Source organism: Streptomyces sp. NPDC021225, from assembly GCF_044332865.1.
Lineage (GTDB): Bacteria > Actinomycetota > Actinomycetes > Streptomycetales > Streptomycetaceae > Streptomyces.
Genome location: NZ_JBIRPV010000004.1, coordinates 855,416 through 879,221 on the forward strand (window position 1 = coordinate 855,416; position 23,806 = coordinate 879,221).

At 72.4% G+C, this 23,806-nt stretch carries 21 protein-coding genes and 1 pseudogene; 5 read left to right on the forward strand and 17 right to left on the reverse strand.

Translation table 11 applies throughout. From position 1 onward, the window contains the following. Positions 1-262: 262 nt before the first annotated feature. The 5 genes and pseudogenes from ACH4S9_RS22095 to ACH4S9_RS22115 form a co-directional block, all read right to left on the reverse strand. Positions 263-1,105 (reverse strand): annotated as a pseudogene (locus ACH4S9_RS22095) (lysylphosphatidylglycerol synthase domain-containing protein); the annotation flags it as partial. Continuing rightward, positions 1,102-1,956, reverse strand: coding sequence for a class I SAM-dependent methyltransferase (locus tag ACH4S9_RS22100; protein ID WP_398373628.1), 855 nt, complete (start codon positions 1,954-1,956; stop codon positions 1,102-1,104). The gene ACH4S9_RS22100 and the pseudogene ACH4S9_RS22095, both read right to left, overlap by 4 nt. Next, the gene (locus tag ACH4S9_RS22105; RefSeq protein ID WP_311728666.1) at positions 1,953-3,074 is read right to left on the reverse strand and encodes a glycosyltransferase family 4 protein; all 1,122 of its coding nucleotides are present in this window, start codon (positions 3,072-3,074) and stop codon (positions 1,953-1,955) included. Before ACH4S9_RS22105 ends, ACH4S9_RS22100 begins: the two co-directional genes overlap by 4 nt. A gap of 11 nt (positions 3,075-3,085) precedes the next feature. Then, entirely contained in the window at positions 3,086-3,484 is a 399-nt protein-coding gene (locus tag ACH4S9_RS22110; RefSeq protein WP_311728665.1) for a 6-carboxytetrahydropterin synthase, read from the reverse strand. An 81-nt stretch (positions 3,485-3,565) separates the two neighbouring features. Further along, positions 3,566-4,567, reverse strand: coding sequence for a zinc-binding alcohol dehydrogenase (locus tag ACH4S9_RS22115; protein WP_398373629.1), 1,002 nt, complete (start codon positions 4,565-4,567; stop codon positions 3,566-3,568). A 133-nt stretch (positions 4,568-4,700) separates the two neighbouring features. Here ACH4S9_RS22115 and ACH4S9_RS22120 point away from each other — a divergent pair, with 133 nt between their 5' ends. After that, positions 4,701-5,477 carry a CDP-alcohol phosphatidyltransferase family protein gene (locus ACH4S9_RS22120; protein ID WP_311728663.1) on the forward strand — a complete coding sequence of 259 codons (777 nt, stop codon included), beginning with the start codon at positions 4,701-4,703 and terminating at the stop codon, positions 5,475-5,477. Between the two features lie 269 nt (positions 5,478-5,746). Then, complete coding sequence (locus ACH4S9_RS22125) at positions 5,747-6,865, forward strand: mechanosensitive ion channel family protein (protein ID WP_361185601.1); 1,119 nt, start codon at positions 5,747-5,749, stop codon at positions 6,863-6,865. A 47-nt stretch (positions 6,866-6,912) separates the two neighbouring features. Here the strand turns inward: ACH4S9_RS22125 and ACH4S9_RS22130 are convergent, their stop codons facing one another. Together ACH4S9_RS22130 and ACH4S9_RS22135 are read right to left on the reverse strand one after the other, a co-directional pair. After that, positions 6,913-7,236: a hypothetical protein gene (locus ACH4S9_RS22130; protein ID WP_361185604.1), complete on the reverse strand. Its 324-nt coding sequence runs from the start codon at positions 7,234-7,236 to the stop codon at positions 6,913-6,915. Between the two features lie 27 nt (positions 7,237-7,263). Beyond that, positions 7,264-7,674 carry a DUF6010 family protein gene (locus ACH4S9_RS22135; protein WP_311728660.1) on the reverse strand — a complete coding sequence of 137 codons (411 nt, stop codon included), beginning with the start codon at positions 7,672-7,674 and terminating at the stop codon, positions 7,264-7,266. Positions 7,675-7,950: 276 nt separating this feature from the next. Here ACH4S9_RS22135 and ACH4S9_RS22140 point away from each other — a divergent pair, with 276 nt between their 5' ends. Beyond that, positions 7,951-8,898, forward strand: coding sequence for a helix-turn-helix domain-containing protein (locus ACH4S9_RS22140; protein WP_311728659.1), 948 nt, complete (start codon positions 7,951-7,953; stop codon positions 8,896-8,898). Between the two features lie 16 nt (positions 8,899-8,914). On the opposite strand, the gene ACH4S9_RS22145 is transcribed toward ACH4S9_RS22140, so the two are convergent. From ACH4S9_RS22145 to ACH4S9_RS22160, 4 genes are all read right to left on the reverse strand, one after another. Beyond that, the gene (locus ACH4S9_RS22145) at positions 8,915-9,886 is read right to left on the reverse strand and encodes a phosphotransferase family protein (protein WP_398373630.1); all 972 of its coding nucleotides are present in this window, start codon (positions 9,884-9,886) and stop codon (positions 8,915-8,917) included. Between the two features lie 88 nt (positions 9,887-9,974). Further along, entirely contained in the window at positions 9,975-10,322 is a 348-nt protein-coding gene (locus ACH4S9_RS22150) for a DUF1330 domain-containing protein (protein WP_385345982.1), read from the reverse strand. A gap of 97 nt (positions 10,323-10,419) precedes the next feature. Then, a complete protein-coding gene (locus tag ACH4S9_RS22155; protein ID WP_398373659.1) occupies positions 10,420-10,680 on the reverse strand; it encodes a hypothetical protein in 261 nt (86 codons plus the stop codon). Between the two features lie 56 nt (positions 10,681-10,736). Then, positions 10,737-11,549 (reverse strand): phytanoyl-CoA dioxygenase family protein, encoded by an 813-nt coding sequence (locus tag ACH4S9_RS22160; RefSeq protein WP_398373631.1) that lies wholly within the window; start codon positions 11,547-11,549, stop codon positions 10,737-10,739. A gap of 70 nt (positions 11,550-11,619) precedes the next feature. Here ACH4S9_RS22160 and ACH4S9_RS22165 point away from each other — a divergent pair, with 70 nt between their 5' ends. After that, a complete protein-coding gene (locus tag ACH4S9_RS22165) occupies positions 11,620-12,417 on the forward strand; it encodes a helix-turn-helix domain-containing protein (protein WP_385345986.1) in 798 nt (265 codons plus the stop codon). A gap of 20 nt (positions 12,418-12,437) precedes the next feature. On the opposite strand, the gene ACH4S9_RS22170 is transcribed toward ACH4S9_RS22165, so the two are convergent. Next, on the reverse strand, positions 12,438-13,430 hold the full coding sequence (locus ACH4S9_RS22170) for a helix-turn-helix domain-containing protein (RefSeq protein WP_398373632.1): 993 nt from the start codon (positions 13,428-13,430) through the stop codon (positions 12,438-12,440). A 307-nt stretch (positions 13,431-13,737) separates the two neighbouring features. Then, entirely contained in the window at positions 13,738-16,155 is a 2,418-nt protein-coding gene (locus tag ACH4S9_RS22175) for a glycoside hydrolase family 65 protein (RefSeq protein WP_398373633.1), read from the reverse strand. A 211-nt stretch (positions 16,156-16,366) separates the two neighbouring features. Here ACH4S9_RS22175 and ACH4S9_RS22180 point away from each other — a divergent pair, with 211 nt between their 5' ends. Next, positions 16,367-18,985, forward strand: coding sequence for a cation-translocating P-type ATPase (locus ACH4S9_RS22180; RefSeq protein ID WP_398373634.1), 2,619 nt, complete (start codon positions 16,367-16,369; stop codon positions 18,983-18,985). Here the strand turns inward: ACH4S9_RS22180 and ACH4S9_RS22185 are convergent. The 4 genes from ACH4S9_RS22185 to ACH4S9_RS22200 all read right to left on the reverse strand — a co-directional run bounded on the left by ACH4S9_RS22185 (position 18,951) and on the right by ACH4S9_RS22200 (position 23,800). Beyond that, the gene (locus ACH4S9_RS22185) at positions 18,951-20,111 is read right to left on the reverse strand and encodes an alkaline phosphatase PhoX (protein ID WP_398373635.1); all 1,161 of its coding nucleotides are present in this window, start codon (positions 20,109-20,111) and stop codon (positions 18,951-18,953) included. The genes ACH4S9_RS22180 and ACH4S9_RS22185 overlap by 35 nt on opposite strands. Positions 20,112-20,293: 182 nt before the next feature. Beyond that, on the reverse strand, positions 20,294-21,937 hold the full coding sequence (locus ACH4S9_RS22190; protein ID WP_398373636.1) for a hypothetical protein: 1,644 nt from the start codon (positions 21,935-21,937) through the stop codon (positions 20,294-20,296). 171 nt (positions 21,938-22,108) lie between these two features. After that, the gene (locus tag ACH4S9_RS22195) at positions 22,109-22,954 is read right to left on the reverse strand and encodes an SAM-dependent methyltransferase (RefSeq protein WP_398373637.1); all 846 of its coding nucleotides are present in this window, start codon (positions 22,952-22,954) and stop codon (positions 22,109-22,111) included. Positions 22,955-23,095: 141 nt separating this feature from the next. After that, positions 23,096-23,800 carry a VOC family protein gene (locus ACH4S9_RS22200; protein WP_398373638.1) on the reverse strand — a complete coding sequence of 235 codons (705 nt, stop codon included), beginning with the start codon at positions 23,798-23,800 and terminating at the stop codon, positions 23,096-23,098. Positions 23,801-23,806 lie beyond the last annotated feature (6 nt).

Sequence of the window (23,806 nt, forward strand, 5' to 3'; positions counted from 1 at the left end):
GGACCGGCTCTACGTCACGGTGGCCCCGGTGCTGCTCGGCGACGGCGTCCCCGGGCTGCGCTTCGCCGGTACGACCGTCATGCGGGAGGCGCTCCGCCCGCCGATGCGCCGTGCCCACCTCGGCGAGGACACCCTCTTCGAGATCGATCTGCGGACGGCGCAACCCGGCACACCACTGCGCCACGAGCACGCCGAAGCCGGGCAGGCTCGCCGCGAAGCTGAGCACTCCGTACACCACGGCGACGGTCAGCCCCTGGGCCGCGCCCAGTCCCGCGGCGCCGAAGGCCCAGGCGGTGACGCCCTCCCGGGGCCCCCAGCCGCCGACGTTCAGGGGCAGCGCCATGGCGAGCAGCGCCAGCACCATCAAGGGCAGCAACTCGGCCACCGGGGCCCTTGATCCGGCGGCCCGGGCGGCCAGCAGGAACATCCCCAGATAACCGGCCAGCACCACGACGGACGAGACCGCCACCCCCGGCCAGCTCCCACGGGCGAGCAGTCCGCGCCGCGCCTCCGCCAGCGCGGCGCGGACCGCCCGCCGCCACCGCGACGTACCCGGACCGCCACGCCGCCGTACGGCGGCCACCACCGCCAGGGCGCACACCACGGCGAGTACCGCCAGGGTGCCCGGCGTCGTCGCCACGTGGTGAGCGAGGCGGCGGATCTCCGCCACGGCCACGGACGGGTGGGCCAGCAGGACCGCCACCCCGACCACGGCCAGAACCACCTGGCCCGCGGCCCGCTCCAGCACCACCGCGCGCACCCCCCGGCCGACGTCGCCGGAGTCGCGACCGTGCCGCACCGCGCGGTGCACATCGCCGAGGACACCGCCGGGCAGCGCCGCGTTCAGGAACAGGGACCGGTAGTAGTCGGCGACGGCCCGGCCCAGCGGCAGCCGGATGCCCAGCGCCCGGGCCACCACGCACCAGCGCCAGGCGCTGAAGACCGTGGTGAGCAGGCCGAGACCGAGCGCGCCCACGAGCGTCACGGCGTCGATCCTGCGCAGGCCGTCCAGAAAGGCGCCCGTGCCCACCCGCCACAGCACCACGGCGAGGATGACCGCTCCCGCGACCGTGCCGAGCCGGGCCTTCAGCGCCCCCGCCTTCATGAGACCCCGCCCCCGTAAGGCAGCGGCCCGGGCAGCGCCAGCAGGTCGCTGTGGTGCACCACCACCCGCAACTCGCCCGCCGCGCACTCCGCCAGACGCCGCTCCAGATACGCCTCGGCGCGCGGCGCGAGCTCCGGCCGCTGCTCGACGGCGGCCCCGACCCAGCCCCGCAGCCACTGAGCCGTCAGCGCGGACTCACCCGAGCCGAGCCGCCACGGGCTGCTGTGCACCCGCACCGTCGCGCCCCGTTCCGCGAAGGCCTCCGAGGCCGCGGTGACCGCGTCCGGCCCCAGCAGGCCACCGCGGCGCTGATGGGCGTTGAACGCCTCCGCGATCTCGGCGTCCAACGGGTCGGCCGGGGCGAGCTCGACCCGCCCCGCCACCGACAGCGCGAGCAGCACCGGGCACTCGGCCCCGGCGCACGCGGCGACCAGCGCGTTCACCTCGTCCCGGGTCAGCACGTCCAGCAGCGCGGAGGCCGTCACCAGCGAGGCCCCGGCCAGGTCGTCCGCGATCAGCCGGCCGAGGTCGGCGCGCCGGGTCAGGACCGTGACGCCGCTGCCGTCGGCGGTCGCCGAGGGCGTCTGCGCGGCGGCCCGGCCCAGCAGCGCCGGATCGCGGTCGTACAGCACCCAGTGCTGCGGGCCGGGCAGCCGGGGCGCGAGCCAGCGGCCCATCGAGCCGGTGCCGCAGCCGAGGTCATGGACCGTCAGCCCGCCGGGCCGCAGTCCGGGGCCGGCAAGCCACGCGCGCAGTGGATCGAGGAGTTCAGGGGCGCGGGCGGCTGCGTCGGCGTCCTCCCGCAACTCCAGCCACTCCGGCTGGTACAGCGGCACATCCGTGGTGCTCATGCGGCCCTCCGGGGTTCATATCGAAGCTGTTCCAGCACCTCGGCCAGGCGCCGCGCCGTCGTCTCCCACCCGTCAAGAGCGGCGCGCCGCCCCCGGGCCGCGGCCTTCAACCGCCCCCGTACTCCCGGCTCGCCGAGCCAGCGCCGCAGCGCCGCTGAGAGCGCGGCCGGGTCCCGCGGGGGCACCAGAACGCCGGGCAGCCCGCCGTCGGGGGCCCGCCCCATCGCCTCCGGGACCCCGCCCACGGCGGTGGCCAGCACCGGAATGCCCCGCGCCAGCGCCTCGGTCACCGCCATGCCGTACGTCTCGGCGTACGAGGCGAGCACCAGAAGGTCGGCCGCGGCGTAGCTCGCGTCCAGATCGGCACCGGCGCGCGGGCCGGCGATCCGCACCCGGTCGCCGAGGCCGTGCCGGCCGATCAGTTCACGCAGCCGGGTGACATAGCCGGGGTCCTGGCCGAGGCCGCCGACACACAGCAGGCTCCAGGGCAGGTCGGCGACCTCGGCCAGGGCCTCGACCAGCTGATGCTGGCCCTTGCGCGGGGTCACCGCGGCGACGCACAGCAGCCGCGAGGCGCCGTCGGTGCCGGGCGCCGGGGGCGCGAGGTCCGCGCCGGGCGCGGCGACATGGACCCGGCCCGGGGCGAGCCCGTGGTGGGCCACCAGCCTGCGGGCCGCCCAGTCGCTGGTCGCCACCACCGCCGGGACGGCGCGCAGCGTCCTGCGCTCCAGCGCGTCCAGGTCCGCGGCGCGGCCGGGGGCGAGCCCCGTCTCGTCGCCCAGCGGCAGATGCACCAGCACCGCCAGGCGCAGCCGCTCGGCCTCGGGGACCACGAGGTACGGCACGGCGCAGGCCACCAGCCCGTCGATGAGGACGACGCTGCCGTCCGCCCGCTCGGCCAGGACACGGGCCAGCTCCGCGCGCGCCTCGGCCGAAGGCTGTGGCCAGGCGCCCGCGACGGCGTGCTCGTGGACCTGCCAGCCGACGCCGGGCAGGTCCCGGCACACCCTCAGGTCATAGGTGTTCCCGCCGCTCGGCGCGGCCGGGTCGGCCACGCCGCCGGGCATGACGACGTGCACGGAGCGCGGGTCCGTCGCGGTGGCGTCGGCGCGGCTCATCGGGCGCGCCCTCACAGATCCCGCTCGTAACTCGCCCAGGCGATGTGCGACTCGTGCAGCGTGACCGTCAGGCTGGACAGACCGCGGGCGCCCTCGCCCAGTGCGCCGTCCTGTACCCGGTCGGCGAGCCGGTCGGCGATGACCTTCGCCAGGAACTCCGTACTGGTGTTGGTGCCCGCGAAGGCGGGCTCCTCGTCCAGATTGCGGTAGTTCAACTCGCCGACCACGGCGTTCAGCTGCTGGGTGGCGAGGCCGATGTCGACCACGATGTTGTCGGCGTCCAGCTCGGCACGGCGGAAGGTGGCGTCCACCAGGAACGTCGCCCCGTGCAGGCGCTGCGCGGGCCCGAAGACCTCGCCGCGGAAGCTGTGAGCGATCATCAGGTGGTCACGGACGGTGATGCTGAACAACGTACGACCCTCCAGGTGCGGCACATCCGGCGGCCCTCGGCCGGGCCGCGTCATGTAGTACGGCCTACCCGTTCCCCTTGTTCAGAGCCGCGGCGAATCCGGATCCCCGGCGGGCGCGTACCGGACCAGGTGACACAGCGCGGGCAGCTCCCCGGACGCGAGGCGGGGCAGCACCGCGGGCAGCTCCTCGAAGGCGCACTCCCCGGTCAGCAGCGCGTCGAAGACGGGGTCGGCGAGCAGATCAAGCGCCAGCGCCAGCCGGTCGGCGAAGGTGCGCGAGCGCCGGGCCGGGGACACCGTCCCCACCTGGCTGCTGCGCATCACCAGGCGGCGGGAGTGGAAGGCCTCGCCCAGCGGCAGACTCACCTTCCGGTCGCCGTACCAGCTCAGCTCCAGAACGGTCCCCTCCGGGGCCAGGAGTTCGAGAGAGCGCGCGAGCCCGGCCTCGGTGGCGCTGGCGTGGACGACGAGATCGCGGTCGCCCGCGGCGTCCTGGGGGAGCGCGAAGTCCACCCCGAGGGCCTCGGCGAGCGCGGCGCGCGCGGGCTCCGCGTCGACCAGCTGGACCCGCACGCCCGGGTAGCGGGCGAGGACGGCCGCCACACACGCGCCGACCATCCCGGCCCCGACCACCGCGATCCGGTCACCGACCAGCGGTGCCGCGTCCCACAGGGCGTTCACCGCCGTCTCCACCGTCCCGGCCAGCACCGCCCGCGCGGCCGGCACCGTGTCCGGCACCGGGGTCACGGCGCTCGCCGGGACGACATACCGCGTCTGGTGCGGATACAGGCTGAAGACCGTACGGCCCAGCAGGGCGGGCGGCCCCTGCTCCACCAGGCCTACGCTGAGATAGCCGTACTTGACCGGACCCGGGAACTCGCCCTCCTGAAACGGGGCCCGCATCGCGGCGTACTGGCTCCGCGGCACCCCACCGCGGAAGACCAGGGTCTCGGTGCCCCGGCTCACCCCGGAGAACAGGGCGCGCACCACGACGTCGCCGTCGCCGGGCTCCGGCAGCGGGGCCTCCCGTATCTCGCCGTGGCCGGGTGAGCGGAGCCAGAAGGCGCGGGCGACGCGCTCCATCGACGTCCTCCAGAAAGATCGGGTCGAACCAGGTGCTGAACACTCGGCCCGTGACGCACGTACTGACCATCATCAAGCCGCGAACACGGTACGCGGCACTCAACAACTCCGCCACACAGCCGGAGGGTGCACGGTGGCTGCCCTGAACAACACATACGACACGACGCTGTTGCGGCAGGAGACCGCCGTCGGAGCGGTCGCACAGATACTCCTGCTGACGCTCCTCGGCACGGCGCTCGGCCTGGGACCCGCGGGATGGCTGACGGGCCTGGTCTTCGCGTTCGCCACCTGGGCCGTGCTCACCCGCGCCGTGTGCCGCTCCTGGCTCAGGACCTTCGGGGCGGCCAACCGCGTCACCCTGGCCCGCGCCACGCTCGTCGGAGGCGTGACCGCGCTGGTCGCCGACTCCTTCGAGAGCCCGCCGCGCGTCCCGGTCCTGGTCGCGCTCACCACGGTGGCGCTGATCCTCGACGGGGTCGACGGCAAGGTCGCCCGGCGCACCGGAACGGCGTCCCCCCTGGGGGCACGCTTCGACATGGAGGTCGACGCCTTCCTCATCCTGGTGCTCAGCGTCTACGTCGCCACCTCGATGGGCCCGTGGGTCCTGGCCATCGGTGCCATGCGCTACGCCTTCGTCGTGGCGGCCCGCGCGCTGCCGTGGCTGAACGGGCCACTGCCCGTGAGCACCGCACGCAAGACGGTCGCCGCGCTCCAGGGGATCGCCCTCCTGGTGGCCGCGTCCGCGCTCCTCCCGCGCCCGGCGGCGCTCGCGGTGGTCCTGGTGGCGCTGGCGCTGCTCGTCTGGTCCTTCGCCCGCGACATCATCTGGCTGTGGCACCACAGGACCCGCCACACCGCCCTGCCCCAGTCCGCCACCGCCGTCCGGCACATGACCCACGCGGACGCCTGATGTCCTGCGGCGGTGGCTGGTTGGCGCCGCCCGCCGGGAAGGCATGAGGCAGGATGGCAGACCGCGTCAGGGCCCCGCAGCACGCCCGGGCGCGGCCCGACATCCCAGGCACGAGCAGGTGACACGGTGACAAGACAGCACTCCGAACACCCCGGCAGACGCCGCCGCGAGGGCGCACCCGGACCACGGCCCGCCGCCCCGTACGGCCCGGCCCGCCACAGGTCGCCTCGCCCCTCGCGGCGCACCGTCCGAGGCGCGGGGAGCGGCCGGTGAACCGCGCGCTCACCCTGCACGACCTCATCGTCGTCTGCGCCGCGCTGGCGGCGAGCGTGGCGATGGGCCTGCTGTCCCGCATGGCGCTGCGCTGGCTGGGCGAGCGGGCGAGCAGAACCCGGTGGCGAGGCGACGACATCATCGTCGACGCGCTGCGCACCATCGCCCCCTGGGCCTGCGGCGCCGCCGGTGTGTCCGGGGCGGCCGCGGCTCTGCCACTGACCGCCACGGTCGACCACAGCGTCAATCAGGTGCTGACCGCCGTGCTCATCCTGGTCACCACCGTCGCCGTGGCCCGCGTGATCGCCGACCTGGTGCGCGCCCAGGCGCTGTCCCGGTCCGGAGTGGCGGGCAGCGCCACCATCTTCGTCAACATCACCCGCATCGCGGTGCTGGCGATGGGCGTCCTCATCCTGCTGGAGACGCTCGGCATCTCGATCGCCCCGCTGCTCACCGCGCTCGGCGTGGGCGGCCTCGCGGTCGCCCTGGCGCTCCAGGACACGCTGGCCAATCTCTTCGCGGGCGTCCACATCCTCGCCTCCAAGACGGTGCAGCCCGGCCACTACATCCGGCTCGGCAGCGGCGAGGAAGGCTATGTCGTCGACATCAACTGGCGTAACACCACCGTGCGCCAGCTGCCGGACAACCTCGTGATCATCCCGAACGCCAAGCTCGCCGGCGCCATCACGATCAACTACCACCAGCCGGAAGAGCAGATGTCCATCATGATCCAGGCGAGGGTCGACTACGACAGCGACCTCGACCACGTGGAGCGGGTGAGCATCGAGGTGGCCACGGAGGTGATGGCCGAGGTGTCCGGCGGTGTCCCGGACCACGAACCGGTCGTCCGATTCCACACCTTCGGGGAGGCCGGCATCGACTTCTCGGTCATCCTGCGCGTCCAGGAGTTCAGCGACCAATACCTGATCAAGCACGAATTCCTGAAGCGGCTCCACCAGCGCTACCGGACCGAGGCCATCGACATCCCCCTGCCGATGCGCACGGTCGTGCTGCAACAGCCGGGCCAGGTACCGCTCCCCGGCCCCCGGACCCCGGAGGGCGACCCCGCCCTGGGCCCGAAGTCGCCGGTGCGGATGTCGAAGGCCGGCCACTGAGCGACGCGCCGCACGCGGCGGCAGCGCCCGCGCGCTGCCGCCGCGGCCTACTCCTCGAACCAGACCACCAGGCGGACATGGTGTTCGCCGTGGACATCGGCGAGCGCGCGCATCACGGTCCACACCGGCCGCCAGATGCCGTCGGCCGGCACGGCATCGCGACGCCGGGCGCGCTCGGCGCGGAACACCGTGGTGCCCACCTCCCACTCCGTGCCCTCGTCCCACAGCTCGCCGATCCGGTCGGCGCCGACCGTCAAGGTGTCCACTCCGAGCATCGACAGCTCGATGGCCGCGTACCAGGCCGTCTCCCCGATCTCGAGCCCGGGGCCCCAGGTGCGGCACTCCACGAACCCTCTGATGTCTGTTCCCACAGGCAGATTCTGCCCCGGCCCGACCGGTCACGGGTTCTGGCGTACGACACGCGCCGAGGTGAGGAGCTCACGCGGCGACGGGCCCCCGCGCAGGCACCACAGCGCGATGACCGGGTCGCAGATCGCGCAGCCCAGCGACGAGTCGTGGAAGAACGGGATCAGGGGGCTGCCCTTGAGGTGGTGGACGATGTCCCACGCGGTGTGCAGCAGCCAGCCGATGCCGATGAACGTCCATGAGTCCAGGCCGCGGTAGGCCACGTAGGTGGCGAGCGCGGCGAACGCGAACTCCCAGCCGCCCAGACCGGCGCCGTTGCTGAGGTAGGCGGCGCCCGCCCCGGCGACCATGATCGCGTTGAAGCGGCGTCGGTGCGGTTCCCGGATGAGGGACATCAGCAGCGCGTAGAGGACGCCGATGACGATCGGCATGACGTATTGCATGGGTGTGCCCTTCCGGGAGCGTGACGGTGCGTCCTGCCGCCGGCTCGGTGGCGCGCGCCCGGGCTGCGAGACCTCTGGGTACGGGGGCGGACGCGGACCGGGCCGCGGAGTCGATCTCGACGCTATCGACGGGGCCCGGCTCCTCCCAGTGGCGTTAATGACGGATTCCAACGGGATACCGCCACTGCCGTGAGATGTGCGCCGACCTCCTCGGAAAGGCAAGATCGGCGCCGGGGCGCCCGCGGGGTCGGCGTGGCGGGCCGGTAGGTTCCGGACATGCACACGGTGGCCGTCCTCGCGCTCAGCCAGGTGATTCCGTTCGACCTCTCCACCCCGATCGAGGTCTTCACCCGCGCCCGGCTGCCCGACGGGCGCCCCGGCTACCGGGTGCGCGTCTGCGCGGAGCAGCCGGAGATCGACACCGGTGTGTTCACCCTCCGCGCGCCCTGGGGCCTGGAGGGGCTCGCGGCCGCGGACACCGTCGTCGTGCCGGGCATCGCCGACCCCGCCGCCCCACTCGCCCCCGCCGTGCGCACCGCCTTGCGCCGGGCCGCCGCCGACGGCACCCGCATCGCCTCCATCTGCACCGGCACCTTTCCGCTGGCCGCCAGCGGGCTGCTGAACGGCCTGCGCGCCACCACCCACTGGCTCGCCGCGGACAAGCTGGCCGCCGCCTACCCGGACATCGAGGTCGACGCGAATGTGCTCTACGTCGACAACGGACAGATCCTCACCTCCGCCGGCGCGGCCGCCGGGCTGGACCTGTGCCTGTACCTGATCCGCCGCGACTACGGCGCCGCGGTGGCCGCCGACGCCGCCCGTCTGTCCGTGATGCCGCTCGAACGCGAAGGCGGGCAGGCGCAGTTCATCGTCCACGACCACACACCCGCTCCGGCGGGCTCGGCGCTCGAGCCGGTGCTGGCCTGGATCCGGGACAACCTCGCCGGCCCCCTCACCCTCGACCAGATCGCCGCACACGCCGGGATCAGCACCCGTACGCTCATCCGCCGCTTCCGGGACCAGACCGGCACCACTCCGCTCCAGTGGCTCCACCGCGCTCGCATCCGCCAGGCCCAGCACCTGCTGGAGACCACCCAGCACTCCGTCGAACGCATCGGCGCCCAGGTCGGCTTCGGCTCACCCACCGCCTTCCGTGACCGCTTCAAACGCACCGCGGGCGTCAGTCCGCACACCTACCGCCGCACCTTCGGCGGTCGGCAGTGAGGGTGTCCGGTCCCGCTCAAAGCCGCCGGCTCAGCCAGCGCAGCGAGGAGAGGCCCAACGCGGTCATCATGGCCACGAGGTTGCGGTCCGCGGCCGGCCCGGCCGAGGTGGCGGCGCGCAGCAGAAAACCGGCGTGCAGTGCCAGCACCTCGTCGAGCCGGCCGCGGTCGAGGTCGCGCGTCAGCGGGTGGCTCTCGGCGATCGGCTGTGGATCCACACCGCTGAGCGACGCGCTCGACAGCAGCGTGACGACATCGCAGTGCCGGGGCCCGACCCAGGCGTGCGGCCAGTCGACGACGAAGACACGGTCCGCGGTCAGCATGATGTTGAACGGGTAGAGGTCTCCGTGCAGGAGCGTGCGGCCGTCGAGCGAGGCGTTCTCCTCCAGGCCGACGAGCCGGTCGATGCGGCGGGCCGCCCACGGCGACAGCTCCGCCACCTTCGCCCAGGCGGCGGTGTCTTCGGCCAGGGCCGACCATCCGCCGAGGCGCGGTCTGCCCAGCACCGCTGCCTCGACGGGCGACGGCGTCAGGACGTTCGCCATCTCGGTGACCGCCGAGAGCACCCTGTCGAGTTCCTCCGGCCGCCACGGCTGGGCCGGCAGACGCCCCGGGATCTCCTCGAAGACCAGCGCCACCCAGGTGCCGTCGTCGTAGGCGTCGAGCAGCCGCGGCACCGGCGCCCGACCGGGAAGCCGCCGCGAGACCGCGATCTCCCGGCGGTGGAAGTCCGCCACCGCGGGCGCCGTCGACGAGCCGGCCGCCTTGACGAACGCCCGGCTGCCGTCCGCCAGCAGCACTCGCGCGGCCAGGCCCTCCGAGAACCCGCCCGGCTGGCTGATCGCGGTGACCACCGGGCTGCCGAGCAGCCGCTCGATCCGGGTCGTCACCTCACGCGGCAGCGCCGCCCAGGCCACCCTCCGGCTGCCGGTGGCCTCGGGCAGGGCCAGGGCCACCGCGGCGAGCTCTTCGCCGGGATCGCGTGTCATCGTGGTTTTCCCCTGTCGATCGGCGTGGATGTGGCCGCGTGAGATTCCATCCGCCACTCGGCCGTGCCGGGCCGCGCCGTTCGCAGGGCTACCCGGCGGGCAGGGCCTCCCGCATCGACTGCGCGGTGGAAGCCGCGTCGTAGCCGTCGGGGAGGCCTCCGACCAGGATGATGTCGCTCCCGATGTGCTTCGAGCGCAGAGGGGCGATCTCCTGGTACGCGGGGGAGTCCCACCAGGCCCGCGCCTCGGCGGTCCCGGGGAAGCCGATGACCACGGCATACCCGGGCCAGCTGCCCTCCAGCACCTCGTGGCGCGTGGCGTGCACGAGGAAGCGGCCGCCGTACGGCTCGAAGGTGGCGGTGATGCGCTCAATGTACTCGGCGATCTCCGCGTTCGGGGCGGCTTCCTGGAGATGGGCTATGACGTAGGCGGTCATGGTGTCCCTCCGGTCGGTCTCCGTATGCCGACGATCGTGGCAGGTGGCCATGGCCGGGTCGATGACCTCACAGGTAAGCGGCCGTGCGTGAGGCCGTTCAGGCGAGCTTCTCGAAGAAGAACTCGTGCTTGAGGAACGATGTCTCGTGCTCGGCCCCGGGGTACGGCGGGATGAGCTGGGCGGCCTGGAACAGCCGCCAGCCGTCCTCCAGCGCCGCGACACCCGTCTCGTACGGGGGCTCGTCGCTGTCGCCGGTCGTGGGGCGGGTGCGGCCGGTGCCGTCATAGCGGGCCCAGCCTACGACGTCGGAGTCGAGGGCGGAGGTGGTCAGGTACAGGACGAGGACCTGCTGCTTCACGGCGCTCTCCGGAATCCTGGCGCTCTCGGTGTTCTCGGTGGTCACGCGGTGCTCCTTCACGCGGGCCGGTTGGCGACGCGAGTGGCCCAGTAGTCGATGTCGTAGCCGGGGTCGGCGGTCATGGCCCGCCACAGCTTGATGCGGTTGTGGATCTCCAGCCGGCCGGTGGCCTTCTCGTACCAGGGGAAGCTCCGCCGCAACTCCTCGCGGACCGCCGGGCTGTCGGGGCTGTCGGGGGCTGTGGTGTCCCACAGGCGGACCTGCGGCACGGTCGGATTGAAGCGGATCTTGTACATGTGGCGGACACGGCCGCTGTCGTTGCGGCGTCCGCCGTGCCAGATGCCGTGGTGCAGCAGGATGACGGTGCCGGCCGGACAGGTCAGCCGGGTCTGGCCGCGCAGGTTCTGGTAGCGGCCGGTGTCGGACTCGTTGGTACGGCGCAGATGGCTGCCCGGGACGATGAGTGTGCCGCCCATCGCGGCGGTGACTTCCTGCGGGTAGTACATGAGCTGTACGTCGAACGCGTCGGTCCGCAGGTCGATGAGGGCGTCGGCGTGCAGCGGCTGGGCGCTGCCCTGGTGCGGCTCCCGGGTGTGCACGAAGTGGTGGTCGACGGTCGGGTCCGGCCCCACCAGACTCTCCAACGCCCCGGCCACGAAGGGGAGCTCGACGAGCCGTCGGGCGAAGGAGCCCTCGGGAAACGCCTCGGGGACCGGCGTACCGTACGGCACCGAGGGCAGCCCGGCCTCGAACACGCCGAACGCCTCGTCGTTCATCTCCTGGGGGACGGCCCCGTCGAGCCTCAGGAAGCCGTGCGCCACGAACCGCGCCACCTGAGCGGACGTCAAAAGGTGTCGTGTGGTTGACATGCGACAACCATAGGAAGCCCCACTCGGCCAGTCGTGGGTCGTAATCAGCATCGACTGGTAATTTTTCACCATGACCGAGCGCGTGGAACTGGCCCTCGACCTGCCGCCGCAGGTCGTCAACGCGGGCGTGGGGGTGCACGGCTCGGCCGGGCCCGAGGTGTTCCGGCTTCCTCACCTGTGGCAGCTCCATCTGTACGGCTACTCCGGGACGTTGGAGCTGGGCGGGTCCGCGCATCCGATCCGGCCCCGGTATGTGAGCCTCGTACCGCCGGACGCGGAGGTGCGCTTCCACTACGGCGCGCGACGCTGTGAGCACCTGTACGCGCACTTCCGCCTGCCCGGCGGCGGGGAGCGCCGGAAGGTGCCGGTGATGCAGGACGCCGGCGCGGAGGCGGCGGCGCTGCGAGAGGCGCTGCGGCAGACGGTCGCGGCGACCGCCCAGTCCCAGGCGCGGGCATCGGCCGAGCTGTGGACGGTGCTGTGGCGCACGACCGGCCTGACCGGTGCCGCCGAGAGCCGCCCGGGCGCCCCACACCCCGCCCTCCGGACGGCCCTGGCCCATATCGAGGAGCGCCTGGCCGGCCCCGTGAGCGTTCCGGAGATCGCCCGTGCCGCCGGTGTCTCGCACACCCATCTGACCCGGCTGTTCCGCGAGGGCACCGGGGCCACGGTCGTCGGTTACATCAGACGGCGTCGCATGGAACGGGCCCGGCACCTGCTGCGGGCCTCGACCCTGGCGATCCCGGCCGTCGCGGCGACGGTCGGGATCCCGGACCTCCAGGCGTTCAACAAGGCGTGCCGCAAGGAGCTCGGGGCCTCGCCGCGCGCGGTGCGCGACGCCGCATGGTCGAGCGCGGCAGATCGCTGACCGTGCGCCGCGGGTCGCCGTTATTCGCGCGGCCCGCCTGTCGCCCCGCCCACCAGGGACTCGTGGGCGACTCGGAACTCGCTGGGCGATGCGCCGTAGGTGGCGCGGAAGAGCCTGCTGAAGTGGGCGGCGTCCGTGAAACCCCAGCGTGCGGCGATGGCGTGAATGGCGCGTCGGCTCTGGCGGGGATCCATCAGGGCGCGGCGGCACTGCTCCAGGCGTTTCCGCCGGATCATGGACGCGGGAGTCGTGTCGGCGGTGGCGAGCAGCTGTTGCAGATGGCGCAGGGAGACATGGTGAGCCTCGGCCACCGTCTGCGGGGAGAGGTCCGGGTCCCCGAGATTCTGGTGGATGAACGTGTGAACCCGGGCGAGCAGAGCCTGCCGATGGCTCTCCGGTGGCAGAGTGCGCAGCGCGTGGAGTTCATGGGCCAGGAGCGTGGTCAGCAGTTCCAGAGCGATGTCGAACAGACGGATGATCTCGGCGGCTCGGTACGGGGCGGGCTCCCTGAGGATTTCGCGCAGGCACTGGGACAGGATGCCGCCGATGCCGTCGCGGCCCGAGAGCGGTGTGGCCAGGAGGATGGCCACTTCTGTGGCGGGCAGCGGCAGCACGGCTTTGGGCAGGAAGAACATCTGGTGCGCGCCGCCCTCGTAGCACGCGCGGAACGGCTGCGAGGAGTCGAAGAGCACCAGATCGCCCACCCCGACGGTTGCCTCGCGGCCTCGTTGGCTGAAGCCATGGGTGCCGGTCCGGATGACTCCGAGCAGGTATTGCTCCGGATCCGACTGGCGGATGTGCTTGGCGGTGCGGTCCGCGCGCAACGGCGACCGCACCACTTCGGTGGACACCTGAAAGGTGTTCGTGCCGATCACCCGGGCCGAGGCGCGGAAGTCGGCCGCGTCCTCACTGCGCACCCGGGTCGAGATGAGCGCGTGGCGGGTCATCTCGTACCAGCTCGCGAAGCGCTCTCCGGCGGGTAACCTCTCGCTGTCGAAAACCGTCTCGATCATTGATCCCCCCGTGTGGCCGACCAGTCTTCGAGGCACGGACTCACCATGTGCGGCCGGTCTTGCCGGAACCTTGGCGGCACCTTGAAATGGCTGGCCGGGGCGTGGCGGGCGGCGACCGAGCCGCGGCACGATGCGTACAGGGGCCGGTCAGCACTGTCGCTCCGGGCCGCATGGTGGTGTTATGGAAGTGGCACCGAGGGCGACAAGAGACACGGAGAAGCGGTTCAGGCCGCGCACCGTGCAATCAGGGCCCGCGAGAAGTGGGCAGCCCTCGGCGCCCCGTGTTGTGACGGACGGTGGCGCCTCGTCACCCGCGGCACAGGGGCAGCAGACAGCTCTCGCCCGGGGCCACGGACACCGTGCGGCCGCCCAGCACCACGTGGATCGGTTCGCGGTCGGAGGACGGCACGGCGATCCGCAGCCGCTCGGTGCTCAGCGCCAGCCGCACCCCCCAGTGGCCCCGGTAGCGGATCGACAGCCCGAACCGGGACAGCTCGGGCAATGGCACGGGGTCCAGCCGCAGCGCCCCGCCCCGGGGCTCCAGTCCGGTCAGGCCGCGCTGTACGAGGTCGAGGGTGCCGGCCATGGCGCCGAGGTGGATGCCCTCCCCGGTGGTGCCGCCCTGGAGGTCGGCGATGTCGCCGGCGAGCGCCTCCTGGCAGAACCGCCACGCCTCCGCCCGCCGCACCCGGGGCAGGACCCAGGCGTGGACGACGCTGCTGAGGGTGGAGCCGTGGCTGGTGCGGCGCAGGTAGTAGTCGACGGTCCGCCGCCAGGTGGTGTCGTCCAGCTCGTAGCCGAGCCTGCCGAAGAGGCGGCGCAGCTCGGCGGGCGCGAAGAGGTAGCCGAGCATCAGCACGTCGGCCTGTTTGGACGCCTGGTAGCGGTTGACCGTGTCGCCCTCGGCCTCCAGGATCCGGTCCAGGCGCCGGATGTCGCCGTAGGCCTCGCGATAGCGGTCCCACGCGAGCTCGGCGAGCTCGCCGAAGCCGTCGAACTGGCTGATGATCCCGTGGTGCCAGGGGACCAGCAGCCGCCGGGAGACGTCCTGCCAGAGATCCAGCTCCGCGTCGGCGAGCCCGGTGCGTTCGAACAGGTCCCGGCGGCGCGGCTCGGGCAGGGAATGCAGCAGGTCGAGGGCGCGGGCGAGCACCCACGCCGCGGTGACGTTGGTGTACGTGTTGTCGTCGATGCCGGGGCGGGAGGCGTCGGGGTAGGCGTCGTGATACTCGTCGGGGCCGACCACGCCGAGGATCCGATACCGTCCCCGGGCGCTGTCCCAGGTGGCCGCGTCGGCCCAGAACCGGGCGATCTGAAGCAGCATCTCGGCGCCTTTGGTGTGCATGAACTCCGCGTCGCCGGTGGCCTCGCCGTACTGCCACACGTTGTACGCGATCGCCGAGCCGACGTGGTGCTGGAGCCGGGAGTGGTCGGGCAGCCAGCGCCCCGAGCGCGGGTTGAGGTGCAGCCGCTGGGTCTCCTCGCGGCCGTCGCTGCCGCTCTGCCACGGGTACATCGCGCCGGCCCGCCCGGCGTCACGGGCCGCGAAACAGGCCTGCTCCAGCCTGCGATGGCGGTAGGCCAGCAGTGCCCGGGAGACCTCGGGGAGGTGCAGGTTCAGATAGGGCAGCACGAACAGCTCGTCCCAGAACACATGGCCCCGGTACGCCTCGCCGTGCAGCCCGCGCGCGGGCACCCCGACGTCCAGGTCCGCGGTGTGCGGGGAGAGCGTCTGGAGCAGATGGAACAGATGCAGCCGCAGAATCCGCCCCGCCTCCCCCGGCACGTCCAGCTCGCACGCCCGCCACAGCTGCTCCCAGGCCGCACGGTGGGCGGCGGCCAGCGCCGTGAAGCCCGGCGCGCGGGACACGCGGTCCACGGCGGCGTGCAGCGGATCGCTGATCGCCGGGTCGCGTGAGGTGTGCAGGGCGACACACTTGTCGACGGTCACCGTCCGGCCCGGCTCCAGAGCGGGCCGCAGCAGGAGGCGGGCGCGTCCCGGCGCATGGGCGGTGGCCGTGCCCGTGTCGCCGTCGGCGGTGGTCCGGGCGGCCATGCCGACGCGGATGTCGGAAGTGCTGGTGCGGCAGCGCAGCCAGACCACGTCACCGCCGGGTGCGGTGCCCGTGTGCACATGGGTCAGATGCCGGCCGGCCAGCTGCTGGTACCGGGCCACACCGGTGTTGGCCACCGTGCCGTCCAGCGCCGATTCCACCTCGAGCCGACCCGACCAGTCCTCCGCGGTGAACTCGGTCCGCAGCGCCGCCAGATGCGGGTCGCCCATGTGGATGAGGCGCAGCTGCCGCACCGCCAGGTGCCGGCCGGTGCCGTCCACGTACCGCGCGGTGCGCTCCAGGACACCGGCGCGCAGATCGAGGGCCAGCCGGTGGTCGAGCGGCGGGTGGGTGTCCGGTGAGAACCACGGCGCCGTGGACTCGTCGGCGGTGTCCCCGTCCCTGATCCGGAAGCGCAGGGGCAGCCAGTTGGGCAGGTTGACCAGGTCCTCGTTCTGCACGCGCCGGCCCGCCACCTCCGACTCCAGCCGGTTGTAGCAGCCCGCGACATAGGTGCCGGGGCTGTGCACGGTGTCCGCGGCGCACTCCGGGACGGCGCCCCGGGTCGCGAAGTAGCCGTTGCCGAGGGCGCACAGGGACTCCCTCAGCCGCTCCTCGGCCGGGTCGTAGCCCTCGTACACCCAGGTCCACGCGGGCGGCGTCGCACCCATGGATCACCCCCGCGGCTCCATGACGACCACCGCCCTTCCCGTGGGCTCCGTCTTTCCACCCTGCCCCCGCCACCGCGCGGTGTCAGCCCGGGGCGCGGCGGCACACACGCCGAGCGCCGGGGAGCGACGCAGCGGATGCGGCCGGGCTCCACCGACACCACGATGAAGGCATGACCGCCCCTCGCCCCGCCGACCGCTTCGAGGCCCCCGGGTGACGGAGGGGCTGTCGCGGGAGGAGGCGGCACGACGGCTGGCGGAGTACGGGGCCAACGTCGTCGCCCAGGAACAGCGCACCCCCGTGTGGCGCCGTGTGCTCCAGCAGCTGCGCGACCCCCTGATCGTGGTGCTCCTCGTGGCCGCCGTGCTGACCCTCGCCACCGGAGACCTCCCCGACGCCGCGGTGATCCTGCTCGTGATCACGGTGAACACCGTGGTCGGCGTCGTCCAGGAGGTACGGGCGGAGCGGGCCGTGGCGGCCCTCTCGGCGCTGAGCGCCCCCGTCGCCCGCGTGGTACGCGGCGGCGCGGAGTGTTCCGTACCGGCCGCCGATGTGGTGCCGGGGGACCTGGTCCTGCTGGCCGAGGGCGACATCGTGCCCGCGGACGGCGAGGTGTGCGACGCGGCGCGGCTCCTGGTGGACGAGTCGGCGCTGACGGGCGAGTCGGTCCCGGTGGAGAAGGCGGCCGGCGAGGACCAGTCGCTCCGTACGGTGTCGGCGGGCACGGTGGTCGTGCGCGGCCGCGGACGCGTCCGGATCACCGGCACCGGGCCGCACAGCGCGCTCGGCCGGATCGCCGCACTGATGGGAACCGCGTCCGGCCTGACCCCGCTCCAGCGCAGGCTGGCCCGGTTCGGCCGGGTGCTGGCGGCCGTCATCGTCGCGCTGTGCGCGGTGGTGCTCGCCCTGGGGCTGGCGCGCGGACAGCCGGTGGAGCTGATGGTGGTGGCCGCGATCAGCCTCGCCGTGGCGGCCGTACCCGAGTCGCTGCCCGCCGTGGTCACCCTCGCCCTCGCGCTGGGAGCCCGGCGGATGGCGGACCGGCACGCCATCGTCCGCCGGCTGCCCGCGGTGGAGACCCTGGGATCGGTCACGGTGCTCGCCACCGACAAGACCGGCACCCTGACCGAGGGGCGGATGGCCGCCGAGAAGCTGTGGACGCCACAGGGCGAGGCCACGGTCACGGGCGTCGGCTACGACCCCGAAGGCCGCGTCACGCGCGGCGGGCGGACCGTGACCGCGGACGACGCCCCCGACCTGGCCGCCCTCCTGTGCGCCTCGATGCTGTGCAACGACGCCGCGCTGGAACCACCGCCGGACGGCGACACGCCGTGGCGCGCGATGGGCGACCCCACCGAGGCCGCGCTGCTCACGGCCGGAGCCAGACTGGGAGTGGACCGCGGCGCGCTGGATCGCGGGCTCCCACGGGTCGACGAGATCCCCTTCGACAGCGCGCGCAAGCGCATGACGACGGTGCACCGCACGCCAGGTGGCGGACTGCGCGTCGTGTGCAAGGGAGCGCCCGAGGCCATGCTCGGCCCCGCGGTCCTCGCCGACCCTCCGGACACTCTCTCCCGGGCCGCAGCCCAAGCCGAGGAGCTGGCCCGCGGCGGATACCGGGTCCTCGCCGTGGCCTCGTCCGACCACGACGAAGCACGCGCCCGGAGCCCCGAGACCTGGGAGACGGGCCTGTCGCTGCTCGGGCTCGTCGGCATCCTCGACCCGCCCCGCGACACCTCGCGGACGACCATCGCCGCCTGCGAAAACGCCGGGATCACCCCCGTCCTGATCACCGGCGACCACCCGCTCACCGCACGGGCGGTGGCGGCGCGCTCGGGCATCGTGGCCCGGGCGGACGAGGTCACCACGGGCGAACGCCTCCGCCGGGGCACCGCGGGCGAGCCCACCTCGCTGCGCGTCTACGCCCGGACCACGCCGGAGCAGAAGCTGGACATCGTCCAGGCGTGGCGCACGTCGGGCCATGTGGTGGCGATGACCGGCGACGGCGTCAACGACGGGCCCGCCCTGCGCCGGGCGGACATCGGCGTGGCCATGGGAGAGCGCGGCACCGAGGTCGCCCGCCAAGCGGCCGACCTCGTGCTCGCCGACGACAACCTGGCCACCGTCGTCGCCGCTGTCGAGGAGGGCCGTCGCGTCTACGCCAATGTGCGGCGGTTTCTGCTGTACGCCCTCGCCGGAGGCACCGCGGAGATCCTGGTCATGCTCCTCGGCCCCTTCCTCGGGATGCCCCTGCCCCTGCTCCCCGCCCAGATCCTGTGGATCAACCTGCTCACCCACGGCCTCCCCGGGGTGGCGCTCGGAGCGGAACCCGTGGCCCCGGGCGTCATGCGCCACCCGCCCAGGCCGCCCGAGGAGAGTGTGCTGGGCGCCGGGCTCTGGCCCCGCCTCCTCGCCATGGGGGCCTTCGTCGCCGGTGTGACCCTGGTTGCGGGGGTGTGGGCGCGGGAGACCGGCCGACCGTGGCAGTCCCTGATGTTCCTGGTGCTCGGCGCCACCCAACTCGGTGTCGCCGCGGGCTCCCGCGCCCGTCCGGGCAGTCTCTCCAACCCGTTCCTGCTGGTCGCCGTGGGTGCGGCACTGGCCCTCCAGATGGCGGGCGTCTATCTGCCGCCCCTGCGCGCCCTGTTGGGCACCGAACCACTGCCGCCCCTCGACCTCGTGATCGCCTGCGCGCTCTCCGGCCTGGGACACGTCGTCATGCGGGCACAGCGGAGTCTCTTCCCCGAGCGCCCGCCACGCGCGGGTCCCGCGTCAGCCCCGGCCCGACAGCGCCGCGTCAGCGACGGAAGGGCCCGGTCACCTCGTACGTGATGCCGTCCGCGGAACTGCCGCTCGTGCCGCGCTGGCTGGAGAAGTACAGCCGGGTGCCGTCGGGGGAGAAGGCCGGGCCGGTGATCTCCGAGCCGGACTGGCCGTTGACGCGCAGGAACGGCGCGACGATCTCGTCCGGCGTGATCATGCAGATCTCCATGTTGCCGCCGTCCTCGGCGACGAACAGGTCGCCGGAGGACGAGCCGGTGACATTGTCCACGCCGGTCAGCGGGGCGGAGCCGGGGTTGACCAGGGAGTCGTCGTAGGCCAGCTCGTAGGTGCTGTCGGTCAGGTTGAGCCGCCAGACGCGGTTGTCGCCCTTGGTGGTGAACCAGACGGTGTCATTGGCGTAGTGGCAGCCCTCGCCGCCGTTGAAGATCTTGGCGCCCGAGACCTGGTCACGGGTGTACGTGGGAGAGCCGTCGGGGTCGGGCACATTCGTCCAGCTGAACGACCCGGCGGCGCCGCTGCCCGCGACCAGCACCTGAAGGGTGCCCGAGGAGAGATTGCCCCAGGTGGTCGGTATGAACCGGTAGAAGCAGCCGTCCGTCTCGTCCTCGGTCATGTAGACCACCTTGCGCACCGGGTCCGCGGCCGCCGCCTCGTGCTTGAACTGGCCCATGGCGGCGCGCCGAGTGGCGGCGTTCACACCCCACGGGTCCGTCTCGTAGACATAGCCGCGGCTGACCTCCTCACAGGACAGCCAGGTCTGCCAGGGGGTGGCGCCGCCCGCGCAGTTGTTCCGCGTGTTGGACAGGATGCGGTAGGCGCCGGTGATGGCTCCGGAGGAGTCGAACTTGACGGCGCTCGCGCCGCCACCGGTGCTGATCTCCGAGTTCGAGACGTAGATCCAGCCCGTGCCGTCCGCGAAGCAGGCGCCGCCGTCAGGGGCGTTGTGCCAGGCGTAGGAGGTGCCGGAGACGGCCTTTCCGGAACGGGCGATGACTCTGCTGGTGAAGCCGCCCGGCAGCAGGATGCCGTTCGCGTCGGCCGCGCCCAGCGCTCCGTAGGGGCTGGGGCCGTTCTGGGCCGGGGCCGCGTAGGCGGCGCCGCGCATCAGGGTGCCGCCGAAGGCCGCGGCCGAGGTGCCGATGACGGCTCCGCGCAGGAAGGTACGACGTTCCACACTCACTCCCGGGGGTGTGTTCACCCGCCGCCGGTCGGCGGCGGGCCGCGCTCAGGGACCCTAGGGAGAAGAGATTGACTGTCAATAGACGACCGATGAAGGGGTCGTGAGGTGCGACACAACGGCTGAAAGCGATCGCCCCAGCCGACAGCGCCGGTGCAGATCGTTCGCGTCGGTGCCGCTCAGCTACCGCCGGCGCAGAAGCAGGACGTGGCGATCGGAACGTCGGCGAGCGCGGCGGCGACGGTCAGTTGCTGGGCCACGATCCCCGCCTCCGCCACCTTGCCGAGCCGCACCAGGCATGCGTGGTACCCACGCAGCGACCATACGTTCCCGGGGTGTTGAGAGGCTCTCGGGAGCGTGTCGTCGAGCCCGAGATCCGCCCGGTACACGGCCTCCGCCTCCTCGACCCGCCCACGCTCGAGAAGCAGCGCGCCATATGCGTGACGGGTCGGTTGCATCCAGCCCCAAGGCTCGTCGTAGGGGAGGTTGTCGTCGAGGCCGATCGAACGGGCGAGCGACGCGAAGGCCGCGTCGTACTCGCCCTTTCGGTAGTGGAGCTCGCCGTCGAGCATCGCCGACGCGATCGCGAGAATGTCCCGGCAGGTGTTGTTGAACAGCATCCGGCGCTCCGGAACATGCTCGACCGCGGCCACGAAGGACTCACGTTCGGCTTCGGCCTGCCGGACCATCCCCGTGGCCGAGTACGCCACGCCCCGGGCATAGTGCAGCATCGCGGCCGTGACGCAGTAGAGCTGACGATCGGTCGGCGACGGCAGCGCGAGGATGTCCTCCCAACGGCCGAAACGGATCAGCACGTGTACCCGCATGGCGAGGAAGCCCTCGAGCCAGTCGGCCATGGGCGGGCTTTCGACCCGCAGCAGCTCCTCGGGGATCGACGCCTCCAGCCGGGCCGCGGTGTCGAGCGCTGTCCTGTACCGCCCGAGAAACATCGCACCGTAGATCTTGAAGTGATAGTTGTGGCAGCGGTAAAGCGTGTAGAAGTTCATCGCGCCCGCATGCCGCAGATATTTCTCGTCGGCCGCGATGGCGTCCGTGTTGACCTCCACGACGTGCCGGTAATCGCCGCAGAGTACATCGAGATGTGACGGCATGTGATGCAGATGGCCCGCGTCGGGAACCAGCCCGCGCAATTGGTCGGCGACCACGAGCGCCTTTTCGGGAGTCGGCGACATCTCCATCAGATGGATATACATATGGAGAACGCCGGGATGGCGGGCGCCGGCCTCGCTCACCAGCGCCCGGTTGAGCACGGTCTCGGCCTCGACCGTCCGCGCCTCCGCGGCGGGCTTCCCGGTGCGCAGGTCCCACAACTTCCACGGAGTGAGGTTCATCAGCGCGTCGGCATAGAGGGTGGCGACATCGAGGTCATCGGACGCCAGTCCGTACACCGCGCGCATGGCGTCGGCGTACGACGCGTTCCAGATCGAGCAGTCCTCCACCGCGTGCGACTGCGGATAACGGGCGCGCAGGGCTTCGACCAGCGCCCGCTCGGTGGCCGTCGCTCCTGCTGACGTCGCGTGGGCCCGCTCCGCCGCGGCGTGCGTCCTGCGGACCGTCCGCTCCAGATCCGCCTCGTCGAAGAAATCCCAGGGCTTGTTGTAATTGGGCCCCAGCGCGTACGCGACACCCCAGTGAGCCATGGCGCAGTCAGGGTCCGCGGCCGCGGCGGCCTCGAAGCAGACCACGGCCTCCTCGTGGTTGAACGCATACGTCCACACCATGCCGCGGTCGAACCAGAGCTGCGCTTCGGGTGAACGTGTCGAGACGGGCCGGGAGAAGGTCCCCAGGTCGAAATAGTCCATCAGCTGTGCCGTTCGGGAACTCGTCGTCGCCTTCGCGTTCGATGCGGGCGACGCCTGTTGCGGTGGCCGGGCGTGAATTCAAAAGATCGCGCGGAGTTCGCACCGTAGCATCCCGACGACCCGCTCGCGGTGTGCGTCAACCCTCGCGCGTTGGAATGCGCTTGTACGCGCTCACTCGGGGCGCTTGGCGGTCAGGATCGCATAGCCGAGTTCCATCGCCGCGGTGATCTGTGCCCACTCCGCCACGACCGTGTCGAACCGCTCGGCTTCGACGCCGAACGCCGCCGCGAAGTCCGCGGGCTTGGCGGAGACGGCATGGCCCAGGGCTTCCATGGACGGGCGGACGATGTCGTCTCCCAGGTCGGCCAGCTCCTCCAGGCGCAGGCCCGCGCCGAGGATCAGCCGGGGGTACTCCGCCAGTTCGATATGGGCCGGGACCGCGAACATCGAACGGCCGCGCTGGACGGCGTCGTGATCCCGCGCCGCGACCGGCTCCCGCAGCACGACGTCCATGACGGCGAGCCGCCCGCCGGGGCGGAGCACCCGCGCGATCTCCCCCAGCACCTGCGCCGGGCTCGGCATGTGGAACATGCACTCCAGCGCCCACACAGCATCGAACGAGGCGTCGGGGAACGGCAGTGTCATGGCGTCGGCGCAGACGAAACGCACCCGGTCGGCGACCCCTTCCCGCTCGGCGAGCGCCGTCGCCCGCTCGACCTGCACGGGGCTGACGGTGACGCCGACGACCTCGACGGGCGCGCTGAGCGCCAGCCGTACGGCCGGCTTGCCGGAGCCGCAGCCGACGTCCAGGACCCGGCGGCCGGCGATGTCGCCGAGCTTGCCGATGAGATGGTCGGTCAGCCGGTCGGCGGCGACCCCGAGCGGGCTCCCGTCGTGCGGGTGCGGCCAGTAGCCGAAGTGGAGGTTTCCACCCGCCGCCTCACCGAACAGGTCGGTGAGGCGGTTGTAGTAGTCCGCCACATGGTCGGGGGAAATTTCCTGCGATGCGGTGGTCATGGTGCGAATCCCTCCAGGTCAGGGGCGCCCGTGCGGGCGGCCGCTGCCGCCGTGACGCGACCACCCTAGGGATTCCGGAGCGGCCGGAGACCCCCCTAGTGACTCCAGTTGTTCAGCCCCGCCGCCGGTACGGGTTCGATGTCATCGAGATGCGGCTCCGTCGCGCGGCACCCCGGTCCGGGTGACGGCCGTGCGGCGGATGACCACCTCGCCCCGGTCCGTGGCGACGGCCACGGCGTACAGACCGGGACGCTCGCCGTTGTACTTCAGCGGAAGGTCGGCGGCGCCGTCGCCCAGCCAGGAGCGCATGTCCTCCTCGGTGCCGCCGACCTCCATCCAGGTGATGCCCCGGGGAGTGGTCTTCTCCTCGGACCGCGGCAGTGCGGCCGGGTGGTCGGCGAGGTCCTCGATGAGGAAGACATTGGGCAGCCCCCGCTGCCAGCAGGGGATCGTCTCGGGGACGCGGATCGCGTTGCGCTGGATGCCGTCCGTCCGCTTGCGCAGGGGCTTGTCGATGACGTCGGTGCCGAAGTGGATCGCCATCTGCAGCAATTCGTCGCGGGTGTCGACGCGCAGACACCAGCCGATGAAGACGTCCCCGCCTTCTATCTGGTCGTAGAACCAGCGGGCGTTGGGGTTGGTCTGCGGGGAGTACGCGTCGATGACGCTCTCCACCTCGATGTACTGGGCCGGGCCCAGCGGCACGATGCGGTTGGCGATGCCGAGATGGGGGAACCAGCCGCCCTCGTACTGTCCGAACCCGGTCTCCTCGCAGAGTCGTTCGGTTCCCTCGTAGATGTTGCGGGCGCCGAGGGAGATATGGTCGATGTGAAGCATGGTGTCCATCCTCGA

What these genes read in the sequence shown, in the direction of transcription:
- ACH4S9_RS22100 (WP_398373628.1), bottom strand. Translation starts at nt 1,956, where the DNA reads ATGAGCACCACGGATGTGCCGCTGTACCAGCCGGAGTGGCTGGAGTTG.
- ACH4S9_RS22105 (WP_311728666.1), bottom strand. Translation starts at nt 3,074, where the DNA reads ATGAGCCGCGCCGACGCCACCGCGACGGACCCGCGCTCCGTGCACGTC.
- ACH4S9_RS22115 (WP_398373629.1), bottom strand. Translation starts at nt 4,567, where the DNA reads ATGGAGCGCGTCGCCCGCGCCTTCTGGCTCCGCTCACCCGGCCACGGC.
- ACH4S9_RS22135 (WP_311728660.1), bottom strand. Translation starts at nt 7,674, where the DNA reads ATGCAATACGTCATGCCGATCGTCATCGGCGTCCTCTACGCGCTGCTG.
- ACH4S9_RS22140 (WP_311728659.1), top strand. Translation starts at nt 7,951, where the DNA reads ATGCACACGGTGGCCGTCCTCGCGCTCAGCCAGGTGATTCCGTTCGAC.
- ACH4S9_RS22145 (WP_398373630.1), bottom strand. Translation starts at nt 9,886, where the DNA reads ATGACACGCGATCCCGGCGAAGAGCTCGCCGCGGTGGCCCTGGCCCTG.
- ACH4S9_RS22150 (WP_385345982.1), bottom strand. Translation starts at nt 10,322, where the DNA reads ATGACCGCCTACGTCATAGCCCATCTCCAGGAAGCCGCCCCGAACGCG.
- ACH4S9_RS22160 (WP_398373631.1), bottom strand. Translation starts at nt 11,549, where the DNA reads ATGTCAACCACACGACACCTTTTGACGTCCGCTCAGGTGGCGCGGTTC.
- ACH4S9_RS22165 (WP_385345986.1), top strand. Translation starts at nt 11,620, where the DNA reads ATGACCGAGCGCGTGGAACTGGCCCTCGACCTGCCGCCGCAGGTCGTC.
- ACH4S9_RS22170 (WP_398373632.1), bottom strand. Translation starts at nt 13,430, where the DNA reads ATGATCGAGACGGTTTTCGACAGCGAGAGGTTACCCGCCGGAGAGCGC.
- ACH4S9_RS22175 (WP_398373633.1), bottom strand. Translation starts at nt 16,155, where the DNA reads ATGGGTGCGACGCCGCCCGCGTGGACCTGGGTGTACGAGGGCTACGAC.
- ACH4S9_RS22190 (WP_398373636.1), bottom strand. Translation starts at nt 21,937, where the DNA reads ATGGACTATTTCGACCTGGGGACCTTCTCCCGGCCCGTCTCGACACGT.
- ACH4S9_RS22195 (WP_398373637.1), bottom strand. Translation starts at nt 22,954, where the DNA reads ATGACCACCGCATCGCAGGAAATTTCCCCCGACCATGTGGCGGACTAC.
- ACH4S9_RS22200 (WP_398373638.1), bottom strand. Translation starts at nt 23,800, where the DNA reads ATGGACACCATGCTTCACATCGACCATATCTCCCTCGGCGCCCGCAAC.